16 protein-coding genes and 1 riboswitch are annotated in these 23,174 nt (G+C 65.7%); of the genes, 3 read left to right on the top strand and 13 right to left on the bottom strand.

The features are described from left to right. Positions 1–77: 77 nt before the first annotated feature. The 11 genes from J8I29_RS04020 to mobA form a co-directional block, all read right to left on the bottom strand. The gene (locus J8I29_RS04020; RefSeq protein WP_209430725.1) at positions 78–710 is read right to left on the bottom strand and encodes an ATP-binding cassette domain-containing protein; all 633 of its coding nucleotides are present in this window, start codon (positions 708–710) and stop codon (positions 78–80) included. Then, positions 694–2,250 carry an ABC transporter permease subunit gene (locus J8I29_RS04015; protein WP_209430724.1) on the bottom strand — a complete coding sequence of 519 codons (1,557 nt, stop codon included), beginning with the start codon at positions 2,248–2,250 and terminating at the stop codon, positions 694–696. The genes J8I29_RS04020 and J8I29_RS04015 overlap by 17 nt, the downstream gene beginning before the upstream one ends. Before the next feature lie 37 nt (positions 2,251–2,287). Further along, on the bottom strand, positions 2,288–3,289 hold the full coding sequence (gene thiB, locus J8I29_RS04010; protein ID WP_245196640.1) for a thiamine ABC transporter substrate binding subunit: 1,002 nt from the start codon (positions 3,287–3,289) through the stop codon (positions 2,288–2,290). A 65-nt stretch (positions 3,290–3,354) separates the two neighbouring features. Beyond that, positions 3,355–3,467: riboswitch (TPP riboswitch) on the bottom strand. A gap of 105 nt (positions 3,468–3,572) precedes the next feature. Then, on the bottom strand, positions 3,573–4,787 hold the full coding sequence (locus tag J8I29_RS04005; protein WP_209430722.1) for a VWA domain-containing protein: 1,215 nt from the start codon (positions 4,785–4,787) through the stop codon (positions 3,573–3,575). Further along, a complete protein-coding gene (locus J8I29_RS04000; protein WP_209430721.1) occupies positions 4,777–7,065 on the bottom strand; it encodes a DUF5682 family protein in 2,289 nt (762 codons plus the stop codon). The genes J8I29_RS04005 and J8I29_RS04000 overlap by 11 nt, the downstream gene beginning before the upstream one ends. A 73-nt stretch (positions 7,066–7,138) precedes the next feature. Beyond that, positions 7,139–8,218: an AAA family ATPase gene (locus J8I29_RS03995; RefSeq protein ID WP_105861908.1), complete on the bottom strand. Its 1,080-nt coding sequence runs from the start codon at positions 8,216–8,218 to the stop codon at positions 7,139–7,141. A gap of 19 nt (positions 8,219–8,237) precedes the next feature. Further along, on the bottom strand, positions 8,238–9,680 hold the full coding sequence (locus tag J8I29_RS03990) for a DUF5691 domain-containing protein (protein ID WP_209430720.1): 1,443 nt from the start codon (positions 9,678–9,680) through the stop codon (positions 8,238–8,240). A gap of 4 nt (positions 9,681–9,684) precedes the next feature. Next, complete coding sequence (locus J8I29_RS03985; protein WP_209430719.1) at positions 9,685–11,094, bottom strand: SWIM zinc finger family protein; 1,410 nt, start codon at positions 11,092–11,094, stop codon at positions 9,685–9,687. A gap of 98 nt (positions 11,095–11,192) precedes the next feature. After that, the gene (locus tag J8I29_RS03980; protein WP_105861905.1) at positions 11,193–11,855 is read right to left on the bottom strand and encodes an HAD-IA family hydrolase; all 663 of its coding nucleotides are present in this window, start codon (positions 11,853–11,855) and stop codon (positions 11,193–11,195) included. A gap of 14 nt (positions 11,856–11,869) precedes the next feature. After that, positions 11,870–13,615 (bottom strand): ABC transporter ATP-binding protein, encoded by a 1,746-nt coding sequence (locus J8I29_RS03975; protein WP_209430718.1) that lies wholly within the window; start codon positions 13,613–13,615, stop codon positions 11,870–11,872. A 251-nt stretch (positions 13,616–13,866) separates the two neighbouring features. Next, positions 13,867–14,487, bottom strand: a complete 621-nt coding sequence (mobA, locus tag J8I29_RS03970; protein ID WP_209430717.1) for a molybdenum cofactor guanylyltransferase MobA — start codon at positions 14,485–14,487, stop codon at positions 13,867–13,869. 209 nt (positions 14,488–14,696) lie between these two features. Between mobA and J8I29_RS03965 the strand changes: the two genes are divergently transcribed. The 3 genes from J8I29_RS03965 to J8I29_RS03955 are packed head-to-tail and all read left to right on the top strand — an operon-like array spanning position 14,697 to position 16,294. Continuing rightward, positions 14,697–14,963, top strand: a complete 267-nt coding sequence (locus J8I29_RS03965; RefSeq protein ID WP_105861902.1) for a sulfurtransferase TusA family protein — start codon at positions 14,697–14,699, stop codon at positions 14,961–14,963. After that, positions 14,963–15,481, top strand: coding sequence for a molybdopterin-guanine dinucleotide biosynthesis protein B (mobB, locus tag J8I29_RS03960; RefSeq protein WP_209430927.1), 519 nt, complete (start codon positions 14,963–14,965; stop codon positions 15,479–15,481). The genes J8I29_RS03965 and mobB overlap by 1 nt, the downstream gene beginning before the upstream one ends. Before the next feature lie 60 nt (positions 15,482–15,541). After that, entirely contained in the window at positions 15,542–16,294 is a 753-nt protein-coding gene (locus J8I29_RS03955) for a glucose 1-dehydrogenase (RefSeq protein WP_209430716.1), read from the top strand. A 318-nt stretch (positions 16,295–16,612) separates the two neighbouring features. Here J8I29_RS03955 and J8I29_RS03950 read toward each other — a convergent pair whose 3' ends face one another. Continuing rightward, the gene (locus J8I29_RS03950; RefSeq protein ID WP_209430715.1) at positions 16,613–20,917 is read right to left on the bottom strand and encodes a translocation/assembly module TamB domain-containing protein; all 4,305 of its coding nucleotides are present in this window, start codon (positions 20,915–20,917) and stop codon (positions 16,613–16,615) included. Further along, a complete protein-coding gene (locus J8I29_RS03945) occupies positions 20,917–22,872 on the bottom strand; it encodes an autotransporter assembly complex family protein (protein WP_209430714.1) in 1,956 nt (651 codons plus the stop codon). Before J8I29_RS03945 ends, J8I29_RS03950 begins: the two co-directional genes overlap by 1 nt. Between the last annotated feature and the right edge of the window lie 302 nt (positions 22,873–23,174).

Below are 23,174 nucleotides of genomic sequence, written 5' to 3'. Positions count from 1 at the left end.
GACGAGGACGTCCGCGCTCCCAGGGAAGACGCCACGGCGAGAGGCTCGATGACTCTTACCCCGAGTTTCAAGCCTTGTCAGGCGACCACCCGTCCATCTGCAACCGTGACGACCTGATCGGCCCTGCCCTCGACATCCTCGGGCGTATGGGTCGTCATCAGCACGGTGAGGTTCTTCTCCCGACGAAGCCTGTCGACGAGATCGATCATGCCGGCGCGCATGGTGGGGTCGAGCCCGGTCAGCGGCTCGTCGAGCAGCAGCAGCGGACGCGTGGTCAGCATGGCGCGCGCAAGGGCGACACGCTGGCGCTGGCCGCCGGAGAGCTCGGAGGGAAGGCGCGATTCCATGCCGGCCAGACCGACATGGTCGAGCATCGCCGAGATGGCCTGGCGATCGCCGGCCGACAGCCGAAGGGAGGGCGACAGGGCGAGACCGGCATTCTGCAGGGCCGTGAGATTGGGTAGGAGATTATGATCCTGGAAGACGATGGCCACCGGCCTGTCGGCCGGCTTCAGCGGCAGGAGATCGACCCCTCCGAAGCTGAGCCTGCCGCTCGCGGGTTTCTCGAAACCGGCAATGGCGTGCAGCAAGGTGGACTTACCCCCGCCGGAAGGGCCGACCATGGCCGCCAGCGCACCGCGGGGAACGGTGAGGTCGTAACGCCCCGTCCAATCGTCGATGGTGACGGTGAGATCATCCACGATGAGCATGCCGGCCTCCTAACCGCCCAGCCAGCAGGAACAGGACCAGCACCAGCCCGGCGAGCAGCGCGGCGATGCCGTCCGCCTCGGCGACACGATAGGAGCCGAGCTTGGCATAGAGCAAGGCCGGCAGTGTCACCAGGCTCTGCGAGCCGAACAGGGCCACCACGCCGAGATCGCCGAGCGAAAGTGCCATGGCGAGGGCGAAACCCGCCGTCGCCGAGGGGGCCAGCAAGGGCCATTCGACCAGACGCAGCCGCGCCCAGCCAGTCAGGCCGAGATTGTCGGCAAGCCGGCCATAGCGTTCCTGCGCCAGCGCCATGGGCGGATCGACGAGCCGGTGCACGAAAGGCAGCGCCATCATCGCGTTGACCAGGATGAGGGCGGGCATGGCGACGAAATCGGTTATCCCCAAGGCCCGGGCGATCACGTAAAGACCGGCGGCGAAGGCGAGTGGCGGAGCGGCTAGCGTGAGCAGGGGCGCTGCAGCCATCAGCCGGGCTAGCCGCGGCCAGCCCTGCCCTGCCAACGACAGGCGCGAGCGCGACAGCAGGAGGGCAGCCGCCAGCGACAGCAAGGCGGCCGCCAATGCCACCACCAGGCTGGTCGCAAGAGCCCTGGGCACCTGCGGGTCGACCCCGGCCAGCAACGAGCGGCCGGCATGGATGACGGCCAGCAAGGGAGGCAGCAGCAGAAGCAGGGCCAGGCCGATGACCAGTGCATCGGCCACCCGCAGCCAGCCAGCCTCCCCATCGGGCCGCTCCAGTCTGCGTCCGACGCTCGCCGCTTCCGGCGGCCGCACCAGCAGCGGCGCGGCAAGCGTCACCAGCAGCGCCATCGCGGCGATCTGCAGCAAGGCCAGCACCGCGGCCCTGGCAAAATCGGCATCGGAATGGATGGCCTGGTAGATCGCGACCTCGAACGTGGCACTGCCGGGGCCGCCTCCGAGCGTGAGGGGAATGGCGAAGGACGTGGCGCAGGCGATGAAGATCAGGAGCGCCAGCGCCGGCAGGTCCCGCTTCAGCACCGGCCAGTCGATGCGGCGAAAGATGGCGGCAGGCGACATGCCGAGCGAGGCCGCCAGCCGCCAATGCTCTCCCGGCACGGCTTCCAGCGCCGCGAGGAATATCCGGCTCGCAAAGGCGCCATTGAAGAAGACGTGCACCAGCAGGATGCCGGCGAGCCCGTAGAGCGAGATGGCCGGCAGGCCGATGGCGCCCAGCACGGCATTGGCAATGCCGGCCCGGCCATAGATGCCGGCAAAGGCGAACACGGCGACGATCGAGGGCAGCGCGGCCGCGACCCCGAATAGGGCCAGCAGCAGCCGGCGCCCCGGAAATTGCCGACGCGCCAGCGCCAGGGCGACCAGCGCCCCGAACGAAAGCGAGAGCAAGGTGGAGAGCAGCGCCTGATAGACGGTGAAACCGGCGATCGCGACGAGATAGCCGACATTGCCCTGCCAGGCATCGCCGCCAGCCGAGAGGAACAGGCTGGCGAGCGCGACAAGCACGAGCGCGGCAAGGCCGCCGAGGAGAATCAGGCCGGGCATCGAGGACGAGGCAGCAAGCGCCTTTTCACATCCATCCTCACTTCGCCAAGGCGGCCAGCCACTCGTCGATCCAGGCCTTGCGGTTCTCGGCGAGCTTGGCCGGATCGGCCATCAGGGCCTTGGCTGGAACGGCAACGGCCTTGAAGCTTTCCGGCAGGCCGGCGGCCGGCGTCCTCGCCGGATACATCCAATTGGTCTCGGGCAGGACGGCCTGGGCCTCGTCGGAAAGCAGGAAGGCGAGGAACTGGCGTCCGAGTTCCTGCTGCTTGGAACTCGCGATCAAACCGGCGACCTCGACCTGGGTCTGGTGCCCCTCAGGGAACATCGCGGCCTTGTAGTTGGTCTTCTTCTCGGCGCCGATGTGATAGGCGGGCGAGGTCGAATAGGAGAGCACCATGTCGGCCTCCCCCTTCAGGAAGAGGCCATAGGCTTCCGACCAGCCCGAGGTGACCGTGACGATGCGGGGCTTCAGCGATTTCCAGGCATCGGGGGCCTTATCGCCGTAGACGGCCTTGATCCAGGCGAGCAGGCCGAGGCCGGGCGTCGAGGTACGCGGATCCTCGATCACCAGCTTGGGGCCGTTCTTGTCGTCGACAAGGTCCTTCAGGCTGGCCGGCGGGGTCTTGAGCTTGTCGCTGTCATAGACGAAGGCGAAATAGCCCCAGTCATAGGGAATGAAGGTCTTGTTGGTCCAAGGCTCGGGCAAGGAGAGCTTCTCGGCTGCCACGCCATGCGGCGCGAACAGCCCGGACTTTTCCGCCTCACCCATCAGGTTGTCATCGAGCCCGACGACGACGTCGGCCTTGGTCGAGGCCCCTTCGAGTTTCAGCTTGGCGAAGAGAGCGCCGCCGTCATCGGCGGTTACATAGGCCAGCCTGCAGCTGCACTTGGCCTCGAAGGCAGTCTGCAGCGGTTTTCCGGGACCATATTCGCCGGAGAAGCTCTCATAGGTGTAGACGGTAAGCACCGGCTTGTCCTGCGCCGAGGCCGTGGTGGCGACGGTGGCCAGTGCGAGAGCGGCGAGCAGTTTCCTCAGCATAGCGTCCTCCATGTCGAAAACGGTTCGATACGGACGACGGCGGCGAAGAACATCGAGGTGAAGCCGGACGCTTCGAAGCTCATCCCTCCGCCGGCACGACCCGGATCAGGTTCGATGGGTTAGAGGCAGCTTACGGCCACCGTCTTCTCAGCCCTCGCGGGCACCCCATGAGACGATTCCCGTGTTAGCGCTTTCCCGGAGCAAGGGAAAGTCCGTTTTGCGGAGGCCGGCCGTTCCCAGACAAGGCACGCTGGAGATGCGCCGATGCGACCGAGCCGCCCGCTCAGGCTCGAACCGTGGCGATGTCCCGCCCGGCTGCCCATTCCTGCAGGTCGGAGCGCTTGAGCGCATGCGCCATCATGTCCGGGAACTGATCGGGCGTGCATGCGAAGACCGGGCAGCCGAGCGACGCGAATTTCTGGGCATGATTGGCATCGAAGCCCGGACGTCCATCGTCGGACAAGGCGAGCAGCACGACGAGATTGACGCCGCTGGCCACCAGCGCCGCCGCCCGCCCGAGCATCTCTGCGGCATTGCCCCCTTCATAGAGATCGGTAATCAGGACGAGATGGGTCTTGGCCGGCTGGGAGACGAGGCCCTGGCAATAGGCCAGCGCCGCGTTGATGTCCGTACCCCCGCCGAGTTGCACGCCGAACAGCACCTCGACGGGGTCGGCGAGGTCCTCCGACAGATCGATGATCTGGGTATCGAAACAGACGAGCTTGGTCTCGATCACCGGCAGCGAAGCCATCACCGCCGCGAAGATCGAGGAGTAGACGACGGACGTCGCCATCGAGCCCGACTGGTCCACGCAAAGGATGACCTGATCGAGTTCGGCCTTCGTCCTTGTCTGCCGGGCATGGCCCACCAGCCGTTCGGGCACCACGGTCCTGTACTGTTCCTGCCAATGACGCAGATTGGCCGTGATGGTGCGCGGCCAGTCGATATCGTTGTAGCGCGGCCGGCTCGTCCGCTTGCCGCGCGTGACGGCGCCGCGGATGGTCTCGGCCGTGGCATGGGCGAGGCGCTTCATCAACTCATCGACCACCTTCTTCACCACCATGCGGGCAGTGTCCCTGGTCTTGTCCGGCATGGCCGAGCGCAAGCTGATGAGATCGGCGACCAGATGGACATCCGCCTCGAGCGTGGCGAGAAATTCCGGCTCCAGCATCATCGCCTTGAGATTGAGGCGCTCGAAGGCATCGCGCTGGATCACCTGCACCACGGAGGTGGGAAAGAACTCGCGGATATCGCCGAGCCAGCGCGCCACCCGCGGGGCCGAACCGCCCAGTCCCCCGCGCCGGCCGGGCGCGCCCTTGCCGCCCTCGTCACGGCCATAGAGGGCCGAAAGCGCGCGATCCATGCGGACATCGTCGGGCGACAGATCGGCATCGTCGTCCCCGCCCAAAGCCAGGCGCCAGCGCCGGCGCCGTTCGCCAGGGGAACCTACGGCACCGGCCGCTTCTCCCTCGATGTCGTCGTCCCTCTCATCGGACATGGGTGTCGAGCCCCAGAATTGAGGTGAGCAGCGGCAGGGCTGCAGCAAAGCCCGGGGCGGAAAGATCGTCCCCCGACCGTTTCGGCGCTATATGCCGTCCCGAAGTTGCCCTCGCCACCTCCGCCATCAAGCGCCGGCGCTCGCTGACGCCGAACCCCGAAAAGGCCCGGCGCAGCATCGGCAGCACTTCGGTGAAATCCGTCGATTCTTGCTGAGTGAGCCAATCGTCCACCAGCGCGAACAAGGCCGGATCCTGCAGGATGACCTCGGCGCTGTTGCCGAGAAAGCCCTCCAGCCATTGCCCCGCCGCCTTGGGCGCGTTGCCCGGCGACAACGCTCGCGCGAAGCCGGTCGCGGCCTCGTCTTCTCCCAGAGCGGAGCGATCATAAAGCCGCCTCAGGCCGAGCCCGGCGATGAGCGGCGTGACGGACGCATCGTCACCGAGATCACGCAGGCGCTGCAGCCATTCCCGGCTGAGATGGGTATCGTCCAGAAGATTGAGGGCATCGTCGAACTCCACCATCGCCTTGCGCATGGCCGCCGCCGCGTCGTCATCGAGATTGGCGGCTGCCAGGCCCAGGCCGGCATTGACCTCGACGGCCATCGCCTTTGCAAGCGAAGCAAGCGCCTCAGTCGGCATCTTGCGGGCCGTACCATAGCGCAGCACGGAGACCAGGGGTGGCACAGCCTGCATCAGGCTGACCACATCGGCCGCGTCCACTGCCGCCGCCTGCAACAGGCCGATGCACTGCTCGGCCGCCTGAGGCAGATCCGACATCAGGCAGAGCCGCACCAGATCGGCCAGCACCCTGACATCCTTCGTAGCCGAGGCTCGCGCTACGGCCGCCCCGCTGGCCGCCTGCTCGATGGTCACGCCGTGGATCAACGCCTCGGCAAGCTTCACCGACAGTTCCGGGGTCCAGGCCAGCACCCAGATTTCGCGGAAGGTGCCGCGCCCGCCGCCACTGCCGCTCAGCCGTCCCCAGCCGACGCCGATAAGATCGAGGCGATGCAGCAGGGTCGACTTGGCGAGACCGGCCTCGCTGCGCAGATCGAGTGACACCTCCTGCGCCACCGCCTCGGGTTTCAGTCGAAGCCGTTTCTGCCAGAGAGCGAGATCTGCGGCGAGCGGCATTTGCGGCACGTCCTCGTCGAGTTCACCGACGGCCTCGCCGATGATCAGGCGCCTTTCGACGACACGGAAGGGTGTTTCGTCGCCGTGGCAAAGCGCCGCCAGCGTGGCGTCGCGCATTTCCGCAAGGCCGGGCGCGGCGAGATCGCGCATCGCCGCAAGCCCCGTGGCAAGGCGCGACGCCTCGATCACCGAGGCGGTTGAAGCGCTATGTCCCTCCTCACGCAACAGTGTGGCCACGCGTGTCTGCCAGGTGGAGGCGAACACATCCGGCTGCATGCTGTCTGCCCGGTCCTCATAAAGCCGCCACAGATGGGCATACCATCCCGGCGAAGACACGCCGGCGCCATAACCCGAGGCAGCGGCAAGACGGGTCTCCGTCCAGGGGATCCAGGTGACCTCGACCTTCGCCTTCGGCAGATCCTTCAGCAGAGCCTTGTCGTCGGCGATCGCGACCTTACGGGCCAAGGCCGGCACATGCCAGGCGCCACAGACCACCGCGACGGGGCCTGTGGTCTCCTTGAGAGCGTCACGGATACGAAGGCGCATGTGAGCTTCGCGCCGGGCTTCGCGCAAAGCCGCCGGCGAGCGCGCCGGATCCTCGGGAAAGCTGGCGCGCAGCTCCGTCATGGCATCCGCGATGACGGCGAAGACCTCACTGGCCGCCCCACGGCTTTCGACCAGCGCATTCCAGAAGGCCTCGCCATCGGCATGGCCCGAAATCTCTGCCAGGCGGTCGAGCGGGTCGCCCTGAAGCAGGCTTTCCTCGATTGCTGCCGCTCCCTCATCGGCTGCTTCTTCCGGCGTCTCCGGCTGCATGCGCGCGGCCAGGGAAGCGCCGATCGGCAGGTCGATGAAACGCACCGGCCGATCATGCCGCGCAGCCCAGCGCATGGTCTGCCATTCCGGCGAGAAGGAGGCGAAGGGAAAGAAGCTCGACTGGGCCGGATCCTCGGCCGCATAGGCAAGCAGGGCCACGGGTGGTTTCATGCCGGCGAGGCCGGCGTAGACAATGAGACCATCCGCCTCCGGCGGCCCTTCGATCAGCACGATGGCAGGCTGCAAGGCGTCGAGCGCCATGACCAGGCTGGCGGCCGAACCCGGGCCGTGATGGCGAATACCGAAGAGATGGACGCGCTCGTCCATGGCCGGACCTCCACAGCGTTTTCCAGAAGAATCGATGGACTTTCCGATCGAGAAAACGCGTCAAAACAATAAGTTAGAGCACGTCTCGGATGGCGACGTAGAGATCCGACCAGCCTTCCCGCGTGCGCACGACATTTTCGAGATATTCCTGCAGCGCGACGGTATCCTGCACCGGGTCCTTCACCACGGCGCCGACGATGTTGGCGGCCATGGCGTTGGCGTCGATGGTTCCATTGCCGAAATGACCGGCTTCGGCCCAGGCGCTGACTCCCACCGAAATCGCTTCCGCCGTCGACAGAGAGCCGGTCACCGTCTTCAGTTTCATCTTGCCGTTCAGAGTCTGGCCGTCGCGCAATTCGCGGAAGAGCGTGACGATACGGGCGATTTCCTTGTCGGCCGGCGCAATCGGCGGCAGTGCGAGGCTGGTTCCGATGTCGCGCACGCGCTTGACCACGATTCCCGCTTCCTCGTCGAGCGAAGCCGGCAAAGGCAGCACCACCACGTTGAAGCGCCGCTTGAGGGCGGATGACAATTCGTTGACGCCCTTGTCGCGATTATTGGCGGTCGCGATGACGTTGAAGCCGCGCTGCGCATCGACGGCCGTGTCGAGTTCCGGGATCGGCAGGGTCTTCTCGGACAGCACGGTGATCAACGTGTCCTGGACATCGGAACCCATGCGGGTGAGTTCCTCCAGCCGCACGATGGTACCCTCCTCCATGGCGCGCATCAGCGGAGTCGGCACCAGTGCGTCCCGGGATGGCCCTTTGGCCAGGAGCTGGGCATAATTCCAGCCATAGCGGATCTGGTTCTCGTCCGTGCCGGCAGTGCACTGGATCAGGCGTTTCGACGAGCCGGAGATCGCTGCGGCAAGATGTTCGGATACCCAGGATTTGGCTGTACCGGGCACACCGAGCAGCAGCAGAGCCCGGTCGGTAGCCAATGTGGCAACGGCTGTTTCGATCAGCCGGCGATTGCCGACATATTTGGGCTGGATCGGCGTGCCGTCCGCGGCGCTACCGCCGAGCAGATAGGTCACGACGGCCTGCGGGGACATCTTCCAATTGGCCGGCCTGGCCCGATCATCCCCCTTGGCAAGAGCGGCCAGTTCCTCGGCGAAGATCTCCTCGGCCGAGCGGCGCAACATATCGGACATCGGCGAATTCTCCCTGCAATCAAGCGGAATCGATCAAATCGAGAAGGTTCAAGCCCTGGTTGGCGCGGCTGGTCAGCGCCGGGCCGAACGAGCGCAACGCGGCCCGCAGATCGCCTCGTTCGGAGGCGGGAGCAAGGGCGGCCATTGCCGAAAGGATCGCGGCGGTCGGGGCAGCGGGACTGTCGTCCGTCCCGGCGGGAAGCGCCCGCCAGGCCTTCGACATCATGATCGATTTGAACGTGGCGGGGCTGAGCGGGGCGCGCAACACCGTATAAAGTTTCGTCCACTGCGCGGCCGCCGGCAATTCGCTCCACAAGGCCGGCCGGATCAGGGCGGCCTGCAAGGCCGGCACCGCCCCCTCACCGAGATCGGCATCCTCCACCTGGTCGAGGATCGGCCACAGATCGCTGCGCCCTTCGCTCAGGCCGGCGAGCAGGGGCCAGCGGCTCTCCCGCACCGCCTGCGCGGCGAGGACGAGACCGAGGACGGCATCGTTCGCCCCCTTGGCAACCTCCTCGACGGACATGCCGAGCCCTTCCGCCAACTGGCCGAGGCCAATACCGGCAAAGGTTTGAAACGCCCATGGCAACTGCTGATATGGGCGGATCGTCGCTGGATAATCGAGCGACAAGGCGCGGCCCCGGCGCAGAAGGCCCGTCTTCTGGACCTTGATGCGGCTAATGCAGTCCTGCAGTTTCCTGGCGGATGCGGCTGAACCCGGCAGCCGGCCACGCAGAACTTCCGCCGCCTCCCGCACGCTGGGAGCCCTGTCGGTGGCAAGCGATTCCAGAAATGGCGCATCCTCCGCCGACAGGCCGACCGCCAGGGCTTTCACCAGGCTGGCACGCACGGGGGCGCGTTCGGAGGCAAAGGCGGCTATGACCAGGTCCCGGGCCTTTCCGGCGTCGATGCGCCGTTGCTCGCGGATGAAGCCTGCCTTCTGGCTCGGCCAGCCCTGCTGCCAATTCGAGACATCGATTTTTTCAACGAAAGAATAGGGATTGTCCTCGTTCCCCTCCTCGGCAGCCGCATTCCTGGCGACCCAGGCCAGGGCACTGGTACCGAGGCTATCGGCATGGAGGCGCACAAAAGCATCGAGACGCGGCAGATCGAAGGGGTGAATCTTCATCTTGCGACGGTCGAGCGCATCGGCGACGGCATAAGCGAGGGTGTCGTCGACGCTGCCATTCTTGCCCGACAGGAGCGAGACCATGAGCGACCGGGCAGCCGGCGGCGGCAGTGCTCTGCCATCCTCGAACGCCGGCCCTCTGATCTCCACCCGCCGTGCCCAACGCCTGAGAAAGCGCCGATGCTGCCCCAGCAGGGCGAGCGCTTGCAGTTCGGCCTTCTCGGCCCCGGCGGCGAGAAGGCCGTCAAAAGCCTTGGCAATCGGCACGGGCTGCCGCCCGGTGCCGAGCAGGAAACTGCGCATCAAGGCTTCGACAGAGGCGGCGTCGAGCATCATCCTATCCTGCGATCCAGCGCCCGAGCGGCGTCTCGGCGAGTTTCAACTCGAGGCGGTGGCCATCCCAGATACCGAAGACGGCGCTGCAGGCGATTCCGGCCAGGGCCTCGAGAGCGTCGTCACCCGGGCCGGCTCGAAGCGGAAGTGCCATATCGCCTTGCAGGGTGGCGAGTACGGCACCTCCCGGCATCCGCACGACGACGGCATCACGCGCCGCGATCGGCCAATCGCCGAGCCAGGGTTTGCGGGCCAAATGCGCCTCATAATCCTCGATCGCGGCCGGCAGATCGTCGGCCGGCGGTTGCCAGGCCTCGATCCTCTCCATGCGGCCCGCCTGCTCGGCGATGATGGCCCGCAGCGGCACGGACGAAGGATAGAACAGCATTTCCGCCTCGAGACACTCTCCCGGCGCATAGACCGTACCGGTATTGCCGACAGAAACAGGGATGAAATCGACCATCAGGGCAAAGCGCGGTCCTTCCCCGCCATCGACACGGCCAAACCAGGTTTCGAGCCGCCGGAGCTTGTCGGGCTGAACTTCATTGACGGTCGCCAACACCATCCAGCGGCCGCGCTGCCGAAGCGCGTCGGGATCGGCGAACAGGGCCTCCTTGGTCATGGTCCAGCCAACCGCGAGGCGAACATCGGCTGCAAGCGCCGGCGGCAGGCCGGCCTGGCGACGATAGGCCTCGGCGATGAGGAAGAGTTCCCCGAGCCGCTGTACCAGAAAGTCGCCGCGTTCCTCATCCGGCATGGCGAAAAGACCCGCCGGCAACTGCTCGACCCGGGCGGCAAGGCCATGAGCCTTGGCGTCGATGAGGCGCCGCGCCAGCAAGCGGCATTGATCGACGGCCATGCCCTGAAAGGCGGCAAGGCCGCGCTCGACCTGATCCTGGAGCCAGCGATCGAGGTCGTCGAGCCCGGCGAGGACCGAGGCTTCGCGCTCCTGGCGCAGGCGCTCGCGTTGAGCCGCGGCCCGGGCCAGCGCCTTGGGGTCCGGCACCTCCTCTTCGACCGGCGCTGCTTGGAGCGAGGCTCTTGGCTTGTCTTCTGCCGGCAGGGCTGCCGGTCGGGCACCACTTGACGGGCGGCGGCGGGACAACCATTCGGCCACCCAGTCGGGTCGTTCGGCCGTGCCGAAGGACTTGCCGTCTGCCCGCATCCACATCAAGGCGAGTGTGTGCTTGCAGGGAAATTTACGGCTGGGACAGCTGCATTTGTAGGCGAGATCGACTTCCGAGACGACGACACGATAGGGCAGCGACCCCGACCCCTGGCATTCCCCCCAGATCAAGGCCTGCCCGTCCTGGGCAATGGTGGGCCAGAGCGAGGGCTTCAGCAATTTACGGGCAGCATCGATCGAGCCTTGATCGGGTGCAAGCTCCTCAACCTTTGCGAGTGTGAGAGTCATGCAGCTTCCGCTTCAGCACCGCGATCAACGCTCTCGAATCGAGGAAAGCTTACGCAGAGGAATCCGGCAGGCAAGGGGAATTCAGGTCACCGGTGCCATCAGGCGATACCGAGCCGGGCTGCCGCGAAGGGCCGGAGGCGCGGATCCTCATAATCGGCAATCGCCAGTTCCACCCCCGCGGCCAGCAACGCTTCTTCGCTCATGCTGGTGGCAAGACCGATCACCGCAAGGCCCGCTGCCCTGCCGGCGGTGATGCCCGAGCGCGAATCCTCGAAGGCCAGGCTGGAAGCGGCCCGTCCCTGCAGGCGTTCCAGGCCGACGAGGTAGGGATCGGGATGGGGCTTGGGATTGGCAACTTCGGCGCCGATCACCACGGTCGGGAAACGTTCCACCAGGCCCAGATTGACCAGCTGATGCTCCGCATTGTCCCGCGGCGCATTGGTGACGACGCCGACCGGCACCCCGTTCTTTTCCAGCCAGTCGAGAAAATCTGTCAGTCCCTTCGCCGGCTTCAGCCCGACGAAGAGGCTGCGGAACATCGCCTCCTTTTCATCGACGAGCTTGAGGGCGACGTCCTCGTCGAGATCCTTCAGGAAGTTCCTGGCGAGCAGGCTGTTTGGCTGGCCCATGATCTCGGAGACATAAGTGTCGAGGGAAAGCTCGATCCCGTGCGGCGCCACCATCTCGCGCCAGGCCTCGTAATGCAGATGATCGGCATCGACCAAAGTGCCGTCGAGATCGAAGAGAGCAACGGATTTCACGGAACAAAACCTTTTCAGATAGGCAGGAGCTGGGGCTCGTCACGGAACTGCACGGCATGGAGGGCGGCATAGCGCCCTGCCCTGGCGAGCAGTTCCTCATGGCTGCCCTCTTCGACCAGCCGGCCGGCATCGATCACGCAGATCTTGTCGGCTTCCTGGATGGTCTGCAGCCGGTGGGCGATCACCACGACGGTGCGCCCGGCGCACAGATCGTCGAGAGCATTCTGGACGGCCTGCTCGGATTGCGAGTCGAGCGCGGCGGTGGCCTCGTCCAGGAGGATGATCGAGGCATCGCGCAGGATGGCGCGTGCGATCGCGATGCGGGCACGCTGGCCGCCGGAAAGCTGCAGGCCGCGCTCGCCGACTTCGGTGTCGTATTCCCGGTCGAAATCCACGATGAAGTCATGGGCATGGGCGGCTTTGGCCGCCGCCTCGATCGCCTCCTGCGAGGCGCCCGGCCGCCCGAAGGCGATATTCTCCCGGATGGTGCCGGCAAACAGGAAGACGTCCTGGCCGACATAGGCCATGGCGCTGCGCAGGCTGGCCACGGATACCGACGCGATATCCTGCTCGTCGATGCGGATCGTGCCTGCTCCCGGTTCATAGAAACGCAGGATCAGGTTGAGAACGGTCGACTTGCCCCCGCCGGAGGGACCGACCAGAGCGGTCGTCTTGCCGGCTTCGGCGACCAGGGACAGATCGTTGAGCACAGGCTCGTCCTGCTTGTAGCCGAAGCTCACGTGATCGAAGACGATATGGCCACCCTTGTTGACGAAAGAGGGCTTCTTGCTCTCGCCCGCCCCCTCCCGCGCCGGCTGATCGATGATGTCGTAAAACATGCTCACGCCGGCGACGGCGGCATTCAGGTCGACATTGACGCGGGCAAGCGCCTTGGACGGCGCATAGGCAGTGAGGAAGGCGAACAGGAACGAGATCAGCTCGTCGACGGTGAGTTGGCCGGCGGTGATACGCCAGCCGCCATAGACGATGACCGCCGCAACGGCAAAGCCGGCCATGGTCTCCATGATCGGGCCCGAGCGATTGCCGAGACCCGCCATCTTGTTGGCCGCAGCCTGGGCTTCGGCCACCCCGGCTGCCATGCGGGCCCGCATGGCCTGCTCCATGCCGAAGGACTTGACCACCCGGATCCCCTGCGAGGTTTCCTGGATGATGCCGGTGATCTGCGCGGTGCTCTGATATTGCCGCTTCACCACACGCCGGATTCGCTTGGTGATATAGCGGATGCCGAGCACGGCGGGCGGCATCACCACGAGGGCGGACAGGGCCAGCAACGGATCGCGCATGATCATCACGGCGATCAGCGCTCCGACCTGGAGCACGTTGGAAATCGAGGTGACCAGAAGATTGGAGGCGATACGCGAGGAATTGGCCACGAAAGTATTCGAGGCCACCATTTCGGTGGAATGGCGCGCAGTAAAGTAGGCCATATCCTGCTTGACGACATGATCGAACAGCCGCTGCTGCACGCTGGCGATGATGGAGTTGCCGATGCGGGCGAGCACCGTGTCCTTGGTATAGGCAGCCGCGCCACGGACCAGGAAGACCACGACGACCATCAGGGCAAAGCCTACGATCTGCCCCATGCTCTGCTTGTCCCACATGGCGCGGATGACGGGGCCGATCAACCAGGCCACCAGCCCTCCCATCGATGCTTCGATAGCGCCAGCAGCGATCGCCACGCCATAGGCGCGGGTATGCTTGCTTCCTTCGTCGGAGAACAGGCGCCGCAGCAACGGCATGGCGCGGACAGCGTTCTGAGCCTCAGTGGAAATGGCGGCAACTCCTGGGGCGGAGTTTCCGGCGAACCCCTTTCATGGGCATTGCCGGAAGCTCTGCAAATGTTTGGTATCCTACGGATTTCGATGCGTCTTTGCGCTTTCCGGAAGGCCGTCAAATCGCAAGACGCACTGGCAATTGCCGCGCTTCTATCATCGGCGCGGAATTAAGGCCAGATGGGGGGCATTGGTATGCCTTCGGGCTGGTCGGATGGTCAGGCAGCCGGAAAATGCGCGAGGAGGGCCTCCGCCTCCGCCATGCCGCCGGGATCGTTGACATTGGCAAAGGGGTCGAAGGGCTCGGCCGGCCAAACCACCTCGGCGAAATCGTGCCGGCGAAGGAAGGTTTCGACCCGGCGCTGATCCTCCTCGACCAGGGCCTTACGCAGGGCGGTGCGCAGATGAACCGGCCAGAGCGCCGCGGTCGGATGGCGCCGGCCGGCGGAAACGGCCACGGCGCCCCTCCCCGCCTGCGTGCCGGCCCGCAGTCTGGTGACGAGGTCTGCCGGCAGGAAGGGCGCGTCGCAAGGCACCACGGCCACCTCGTCGAAACCCGCCTGCGCGGCATGATCGAGACCGGCGAGCACACCGGCCAGCGGCCCCGGGAAATCCGGCACGCCATCCGGCAGGATGGAAAGGCCCAGCGCTTTGAAGCGCCGGGCGTCGCCATTGGCATTGAGAAACAGAGCCGCCACTTGCGGGCGCAGGCGCGCGGCGATGCGCTCGAGGATCGTCCGCCCGTCCAGAAGGGACAGCCCTTTGTCGCCACCTCCCATGCGGCGCGACAGGCCGCCGGCGAGAATCACACCCATGACGGCGCTCTCTGTCTTCTGCATGTCCTGGTTCAACGACGCTGCCTCGCCTTGCCACGATCGATGACGGTCGAGGATCACCGGACCGCCGCCCCGGGGATGTTCCACGCCGACACCGTTTGGAGCAAGCTCCCAAGCGACGTATCCTGATTTCTGCGGAGGTGAAGGGGGAGAATGCGTCGCGACGACGCAGAATGGTTGTATGCCAGCCTCCGGCTCGCTAGAGCGGAGATATGTCCGCTCATCCGACCTCGCCCTCGGCGACCGATCCGGCCCTGCGCATCGATCTGCGCGGCCTCAAATGCCCGTTGCCCGTGCTGCGGGCGCAGAAGGAGCTGGCGCGCCTGGCGCCCGGCGAACGCCTCGTCCTCGAATGCACCGATCCGATGGCTGCGATCGACTTGCCCAATCTGGCGCGTGAAACCGGCGACATCTATGAAGGGCGCAGCGAGGAGCAGGGCTTCACGGCGCACCATATTCGCAAGGGGCCGGCGCCATGATGCGGCTGATGGGGCTGTCGGGCTGGAGCGGCGCCGGCAAGACGACCCTGATTGCCGCCCTGATTCCGGCCCTGCTCCAGCGCGGGCTGACGGTGTCGACCATCAAGCATGCCCACCACGCCTTCGATGTCGACAAGCCGGGCAAGGATTCCTACATCCATCGTGAATCGGGCGCCCGGGAAGTGCTGGTCGCCTCCGCCCATCGTTTCGCCCTGATGCATGAACTACGCGGCGCTCCCGAGCCTCCCCTCGCCGAGCTCCTCCGGCGATTGTCGCCGGTCGACCTCGTGATCGTCGAAGGCTTCAAGAGCGATCCGCATCCCAAGATCGAGGTGCATCGCACGGCGACCGACAAGGATTACATCTATCCCGGCGATCCCTATATTCGCGCTATCGCCACGGACGCACCCGGCCCCTTCCCGATGCCGCGCTTCGAGCTCGACGATATCGAGGGAATTGCGGAATGGGTGATCCGCGAGGCCGTACCCATCGAACGGGGAGACGTCTCAGCTCTCTGACCGATCAAATCACATCCATCCCTTCAGCCAGCCAAGGCCGATCATTGCCGGGAGTTTTCCATGTCGCAGCGCCCTCTCCTCCTCGTCACCGGCGGAAGCCGCGGCATCGGTGCCGCCATTTCGCTCAAGGCTGCCCAAGCCGGCTACGACCTCGTCATCAACTATCGCAGCGACCATGCCGCGGCCGAAGCCGTGGCGCAGGCCGCCCGCCTTGCCGGGGCACGCGTGCTGGCCCGTGCCGGGGACATGGCCAGGGAAGACGACATCGCGGCCCTGTTCGCGGCGGCCGACGATTTCGGCAGGCTGACCCATCTAGTCAACAATGCCGGCATCACCGGCAAATCCGGGCGGCTCGCCGACACCGACCCGGCCATCATCCGCGAGACGATCGACGTCAACGTCACCGGCGCCATCCTGGTGGCGCGTGAGGCGGCCAGGCGGCTTTCGACCCGGCTGGGCGGCCTGGGCGGGGCCATCGTCAACATGTCGTCCGCCGCGGCCACCTTGGGCTCGCCGGGCGAATATGTCTGGTACGCCGCATCCAAGGCGGCGATCGACGGGCTGACCTATGGTCTTGCCCGGGAGCTCGCCACCGAGGGCGTTCGCGTCAACGCCATCCAGCCCGGCATGGTCGACACCGAGATCCATGCCCGCAGCACAGGCGACGCCGGGCGTGTGGAACGCATCAGGCCGAGCATTCCGATGCAGCGCATCGGCACCGCCGAAGAGATCGCCGATGCGACGCTCTATCTGTTGTCGGACGCTGCGAGCTATGTCACCGGCTCGATCCTGCGCGTTGCAGGCGGCCGCTGACGCCTTTTAGGAAGGTCGATCGACTTGTCGATCAGCGTTGCAAGAGACCAGATCTCTCAGTTCGAAGAGCTGAGAAGCGCTTGCCCCTATATGATAGAGGGCCGAAAGGCTGGGAAAATGGGAGGCCCGGCTTAGGGCTGGGGGGCTGTCTGATTAAAGACCCGGGCCTCCAGCTTCCATTTCCAAAGAAGCGCCGCGATCATAGGATCTTGCCCACTCCCCAACAATCATACCTTTGTATGCTGCTCGCCGCAGTGTCGCGCGCCGGCGGGGACGGAAACACTCCAACCGCATGATTGGAAAAGAGGAAATTCCGCCTCAATATTCGCGTTCGTAGTAGATGCCGCCCTTTGAGCCTTCGGTACCGGCCTGGCCGCGCAGCTTGAGGTTCCTGGTGACATCGAGATTGATGGTAGCGTCGGTCTGGCCGCCCACGCCCGAGGTCACGCCCAGATAGATCTTGTCGCCGATATAGGTGCCGGCCTGCACGGCCGCATTGCCGCTCGAATCGGTGACCACGCCGAGATTGTCGAGGCCGGTCGACTTGCGGATGCTGTCGAGCAGGCCGGGACCGGAGGGGCCGCCGGCGAGCTGGGCCACGGCGGTGGCGAGCTGGGCAAGCTGCAGGGGCGAGAGGTCCTGGATGCTGCGGCCGAACAGGAAGCGGGCCATCACCTCGTCCTGCGGCAGCTGGGGCACCGAGGAGAGCACGATCTGCGGATCGGACGCGCGCCCCGTCACCCGCACCGTCACCGTGATCGCGCTGCTGCGGGTGGAGGCGACGAAATCGATATTGGGATCGAGATCGCCGACCAGGGTCACCTTGCCGCTATCGAACACGATGTGCTGGCCGATGACGTCGAGCGAACCGCGGCGCATCTCCAGAAAACCCACCGGCGATATGGCGGCGACCGACCCCTTCAGCGCCATCTGCCCGCCGAGTTCGGCATCGATGCCGCGGCCGCGCACGAAGATGCGGGCGGGCGCATCGATGGTCAGGTCGAGCACCACATTGGGACCGGAAGCGGCCTTGCCCTTCCTGGGCTTGCCGGCTGCCGCGGTTTCCTTCGCCTTCGCCAGGGTCTGGGTCACCTCTCGCGGCGGCTTGAGATGCCTGACGCCGAGCATGGCCGCATTGGCGGCAAAGCGCTCGGGAATGGTGATCTCGGCACGCTGAATGTCGATGCGGCCACCGATGACCGGTCTCGCCATCAAGGGGCCTCGCACCGTGATGTCGCTGGAGACGATCGCCGTCGCCAGATTGCCGTCGGTGAGCTTGGCGTTGCGGGCCGTGATCTTCAGGTCGGCGGCGAAATCCGGCTTCAAGCCGACTGAACCGGTGACGCCGATCGTGCCGCCCCCCTGGGTCGTCGCGGTGAACTGGGCGATGGTCGCCCGGTCGCGGTCGAAGCGGATGGTGCTGCCGATCCCCGTCAGCTTCATGCCGGTCTCGGGATCGGTCACCGTGCCGCCGGCGATCACCGCCTGGCCGGATACGGCCGGAGCCGAGATCGATCCGCCCGCCTTGGCATTGAGGGTGAGCGTACCGGTGGCGCGCCCGCCGCGATCGCGCAGGGCACCATTGGCCAAAGCGAGCGGCGCCGAGGCCTGCACGTCGACGGAAAGGCCCGATCCCTGCAAGGGCACATGGCCGCGCGCGGTGACTGACAGCCCCCCCGCTCCCGTCAGGCTGGCATTGCCGATGGTGACGGCCTTGCCTGCGTACCGGCCATTGGCGGCGAGCTGCAGGGCCGGGATGCCGAATCCCTTGGCGGCGGCGACGCTGAGGCCGCTGCCCTTCACGTCGAACTCCGCCGCCGGATCGGCAGGCTTGCCGGAAAGCTTCACATTGGCCGACAGCGTGCCCGTGGCGCCGAGACCGGGCGACGCGATATTGGCGAGCGACAGCGGCAATTGACCGACGACGATATTCATCGCCAGGGTCTCGCCGACCTTGCCGTCGACGGACACGACACCGCCTTGCCCGATCCTGAGCACGGCCTTGGGTATGGTGACCCCGCTCTTGCGGCTAGCGATGGTGACGGGCGACTGCAAGGAAGCGGAGATGCCCTGCTGCGAGACGTCGAGCTTGTCGAGCCGGGCATCGAGCCCGTCGCCGGCCGGCTTCACCGCGCCCGCAAGCGCGAGCTTGCCCTTCGGCATGGTGCCCTGCAGCTGGAACGCGGTGGCGTTCTCACCTTCCGACTTGGCGGTAGCCTGCAACTGGCTGAGGATGAAGGAACCGGCCTGGACATTGGCCGCGTTGAGCGTGCCCTCGAGTGCAGGTACGCCGGTGAGATCCCGACCGGTCAGATCGATCGTGGCGGAGCCGATGCTGTTGGCTTCGACCTTGAGCGCCTTCGCTTGCGCCTTGATCGCGGCATTCTGCTTGGTGCCGTCGACCGAGAGGCCGATATCGGCGGTGAGCGAACCCGATGCCTTGACGAGCAGGAGCGGCGCGATCGCCGCCATGTCCGGGATCGCGGCATTGAGCCGGCCGCTCGCGCGCCCGCTCGGGGCCACGGCCAGATCGCCCGCGAGCTGGGCTGCGCCGGCGCCGACATGCAGGCCGTTGATCTGGTGCGTTCCGTCCGGCAGCGTGGCGATCGTCGCCCCCGCCTTCACGGGCATACGGTCGAGCAGGCCGGCGAGCGAGAAAACGCCATTGACGGCCGGTCCGGCGACGCTGCCGGTGAAATTGGCCTTGCCGTCGGTGAACGGCTTGCCCTGCAGCATGAGCCTGGGCGCCGTGAGGTCGGCGACGACGTCCGGCTTCTCGGCACTTCCCTTCAGGCTCGCAGTCACCTCCACCGCACCGGAAGCACGGTCCGTCACCAGCTTGATGTCGGAGAGGCTGGCCGCCGCCTTGAAATCTATCGCCTTCGCGCCATAGAGGCCATCGGCCGAGGCGTTGAACTGCGGGTTGCCGAGGGTGACCTTGTCGAAGTGCAGGCCTGCGGTATCGCGCCGGACGCCGCCCCTCAGATCGGTCGCTCCCTTGAGCACGGCATCGAGGCGCGGATCGCCAAGCACGATGTCGCTGGCCTTGCCCTCGAAGGTAAGCGCGAGACCGCCACCGGCCAGAGCGACGTCGCCCTTGGCGGTGAGGTCGGCCTTGCCGCGCAATTCGCGCCCTGCCAGGCCGGAGAATACCGAGATGTCGGGCGTGGCCAGCGAGTAGATGCCGCTCATCTTGCTGCCGACGACGCCCGTGAAGCCGGCCTGGAAAGCATTCGCCGCCAGGCGCACGCCGTCGACCACCACCGGCTGCCCCGCCTGCCACTTGCCGGCCGCGGTGAGGCCGAGACTGCTGCCGAGCGCCTTGGCAAGGCCTGCATCGGACGAACTGAGCTTGTCGCCTCGCCCGTCTACCTTGAAGGTGAGGCTGCGTTTTTGCGGATCGGCCAGGTTCTGGGCGTCACCGCCGGCCTTGATGGTGGCGCTCTCGGCGGCGACCGTCCCGGCGGCCAGCTTCTGCAGATCGAAATTCGCGGTCCAGCCGCCATCGCCGAACTGGGCCGCCAGGGTCATCCCCTTGATGCGGGCATTGCCACCCGGCAACAAGATGTCGTGGCCATCCTCGGCACCGAATTTGCCGTCCAGCTTGAGCCTGGTTGGAAAGGCGTCGGGGGAAAGCGCACCCGACAAAGCGAGGTCCAGCACGCCGGATTTGACGGTGGCATGCTCGAGCTCATAGCCACCGCCCGCGGCCTGGCCGCCTTCGATCGAAAGGGCAGACTGGCCGCGGACGAAATCGGCATAGGCCGGATCGACGAGCCGTTCCAGATTGCCCCCGAGATCGGCCTTGAAGGTAACCCCGTTCGCGCCCTGGGCAAGCGTTGCCTTGCCGCCGAACAGCTTGTTGCCGTCGGCCGAGAGGGCGATGTCGGCGGCGAAATTGTCGAGCGGCCCGGAACCCACGACCGTGAAACCGAGCGGCGGCTGGCCGGGCACCTTCAGCATGCTGCTCAGGAAGCCGCCATGTGGTTCCTGCAGCGAAAGATTGAGGCCCAATTGCTTGGTGGCATTGTCGAAATCGGCGGTGAACGTCAGATCGCCACCGGCCGGCTGCGTGCGCTTGATCAGCAATTCCGAATGCAGCTTGCCATCTGCCAGCAGAGCATTGCCGCCGACATCGAATACCGTATCCTCGCCGGCCAGGGCAGCCGAGAGCTTGACGACGGGTACGGCAAGCTTGCCAAGCTTCACCGAGACCGGCAGTTCGGGCAGGGAGAAGCCGCCGTCGCTCGCCGCCGGCTGCACGCCCTGGGGCGGATTGGGCTTGCGGGTGATCTCGATCGAGCCGGCTTCCAGGAGGTCGACATCGAGCTTCTTGCTCATCAGAGCGAGCCGGCTCCAGACCAGATGCGCGTCCTTGATGGTCAGCCACACGCCTTGACGGTCGGCGATGGTGATGGACGAGATCCTCACATCCGATGACAGGGCGCCATCGATCTGCCCGAGAGAGATCTTCTGGTCGGGCGTCGAGATGGTGTCCTCGACATAGGTGATGAACCAGGACTTGTCGCTGGCATCATCGGCCCGTGCCGGCGCCAGCGCCCTCAGGCCGAGCGGCACGGCCACGATCGCGACAGCCGTGAAGAGAATGATCCGGCGCCGCATCAGAAGCTCTCCCCCAGTCCGATATAAAGGGCGAAAGGCGGCGTGTTCTTCTTCTTGACCTTGCCATCCTCGATGACGAAGCCCTTCACGGGCGTGAGACCCCTGGCAATATCGACGCGGATCGCCCCGAGGCTGGTATAATAGCGCAGGCCGATGCCGGCGCCGATTTTAATGTCCTCGTCGAAGGACGGATAGGCGCTGGAGAAGGCGCTGCCGGCATCGACGAAGGGAACGATGCCGATGCTGTCGGTCACCTTGATGCGCATTTCGAGCGAGCCCTCCAACAGGGAGCGGCCGCCCACGACGAACCCATTGTCGAGCTTGGGGCCGAGGCTGCGGAAATCATAGCCGCGTACCGAGCCGCCGCCGCCCGCATAGAACATGCGATCGCCGGGCAATTCGTCGGCGGGCGCCCCGACGACAGAGCCGACCGCAACCCGGCCGGCCAGCACATAGCGCCCCATTGCATCGAAGGAGAAATAGGCCGAGCCGTCGATACGGGTCACCGCACCGAAATTGCCGAACTTGGCTTCGTAGAACGGTTCGAGCGCGCCCTTCAGGCGATAGCCGCGCGTCGGCTCGAGCTTGTCGTCGGTGGTGTCGTAGGCGAGTTCGCCGGGAAGACTGAACAGCAGGAGATTGCGCTTGCCGTAGAAGTCCTCGACCTGGTCATACTCCCCGTTCACCGCGATCTTGCCGGTCAACTGCTCGGAAAACTCATGGGCGAGCCCGACCCGCGCGCGGAAGGTGTTCTGCGAATAGGGATCGTAGACCTCGCGCTTGGCCAGCAACTGCGCCGTGAGGTCCGTGAAGGGGTCGAAGATCCCCGGCTTCACGAAGGTCACGCCGCCGGAATAGGTGAATTTGGTCGGATCGGTCGAATCGATTCCCGCCACGGTGGCATCGAAGCGCAGGCGCTCGGCCTCCCCGAACAAATTGCGGTGCTCCCAATAGCCGTTGAGGCCGATGCCGTCGGTCGTGGAATATTCCGCACCGGCCCCGAAGACGTGCAGCGGGCGCTCCGAGACGGTGACCATCAGCGGCATCGTGCTGTCGGCCGCGATGGCATCGCCCTCCACGATGCTGGTGGTGGAGAACACCTGCAGGCGTTGCAGCCGGCGCTTGGCCAGTTCGATCTCGGCCGGATCGTATTGATCGCCGGGCCGAAGCCCGGTCTGGCGCGCCACGAAGGCCGGATTCATATCCTTGGTGCCATCGACGGTCATGCGCCCATAATGGGCCAGACGGCCCGGCTCGACCGCCAGCGTGACATCGAGCTTGTGGTTGACGTGGTCGGCGGTGATCACGCGCGGCAGGGCCTTAGCCTTGGGGTAGCCCTGACGCCGCCAGGCGTCGATCATCGCCTGCTCCGCCGACAGGACGATGTCCGAATTGGCCTGATGGCCGGGCTCGAGGCCGAGACGCTCGGGCGTCTTGGTCTTGGGAATGTCGTCGATCGGGCTGTGCGGCGCCCTGTTCTCCATCCTGATCCGGCCGAAGGTGAAGACGGGACCGGGGTTGACGTTGATCACCACCGGGACCGGATGCGGCAAGGTGGCGTCGACGGGAATGTCCTCGAGCCTGCGCCCGTTGACCAGGATCGAGATCGAGGCGCCGTAGCGTGCATTCGCATAGAGCGTGCCGAGAATGCGATCATATTCGGTACGCGCCTTGGAGAGGAAGGCGGGCGTGCTCGGCGGCGGCGTCTCGTCCTTGCCGCTATAGAGGGAAGATGCTCCCTCGACCGCGGACTTGATATCCTTGTCCCCGCCCGCGATCACCACCTCGATCTTGTAGGTCTGGGCATCAGGCGAAACCGGCTTCTCGTCCGATCCGAAGAAATTGTAGCCGAAGAGCTTGAATGCCTCGGCGGGCTGGGGCTTCGCCCCGGCAATGAGCGCCGCGACGGCCACCGACAGGGCCAGCCCCTTGGCCAGACGCTGGCGCGCCGGCATCAGGCTTTCAAGCCTGCTGAGCCCCCTCATCGCTTGTCGATCGCCCCACGCCATAGACCAGCGCCCCCACCAAACCCCGATACGAGGGCGCCGCCCCGGAGGTGAACCTTACGCCAAATGACCTCTTCCGATCAACCCACCACCGTATATCATCATGAATAAACAGTTAACCGCACAATCAATCATATCGCGCAACTAAACTGATCCGTCGGGACATTCTACAAAGTTTGAACATTTCTCATATACTTAGGTAGTGAATTTTCACTGCGCGGCGCATATTTGCATTCAAAGGTAATTGGGAG

Origin of the sequence: Labrys sp. LIt4 (assembly GCF_017813775.1) — a bacterium.
In the GTDB taxonomy this organism is placed as follows: domain Bacteria; phylum Pseudomonadota; class Alphaproteobacteria; order Rhizobiales; family Labraceae; genus Labrys; species Labrys okinawensis_A.
This window is presented reverse-complemented; position numbering and strand designations above follow the sequence as displayed.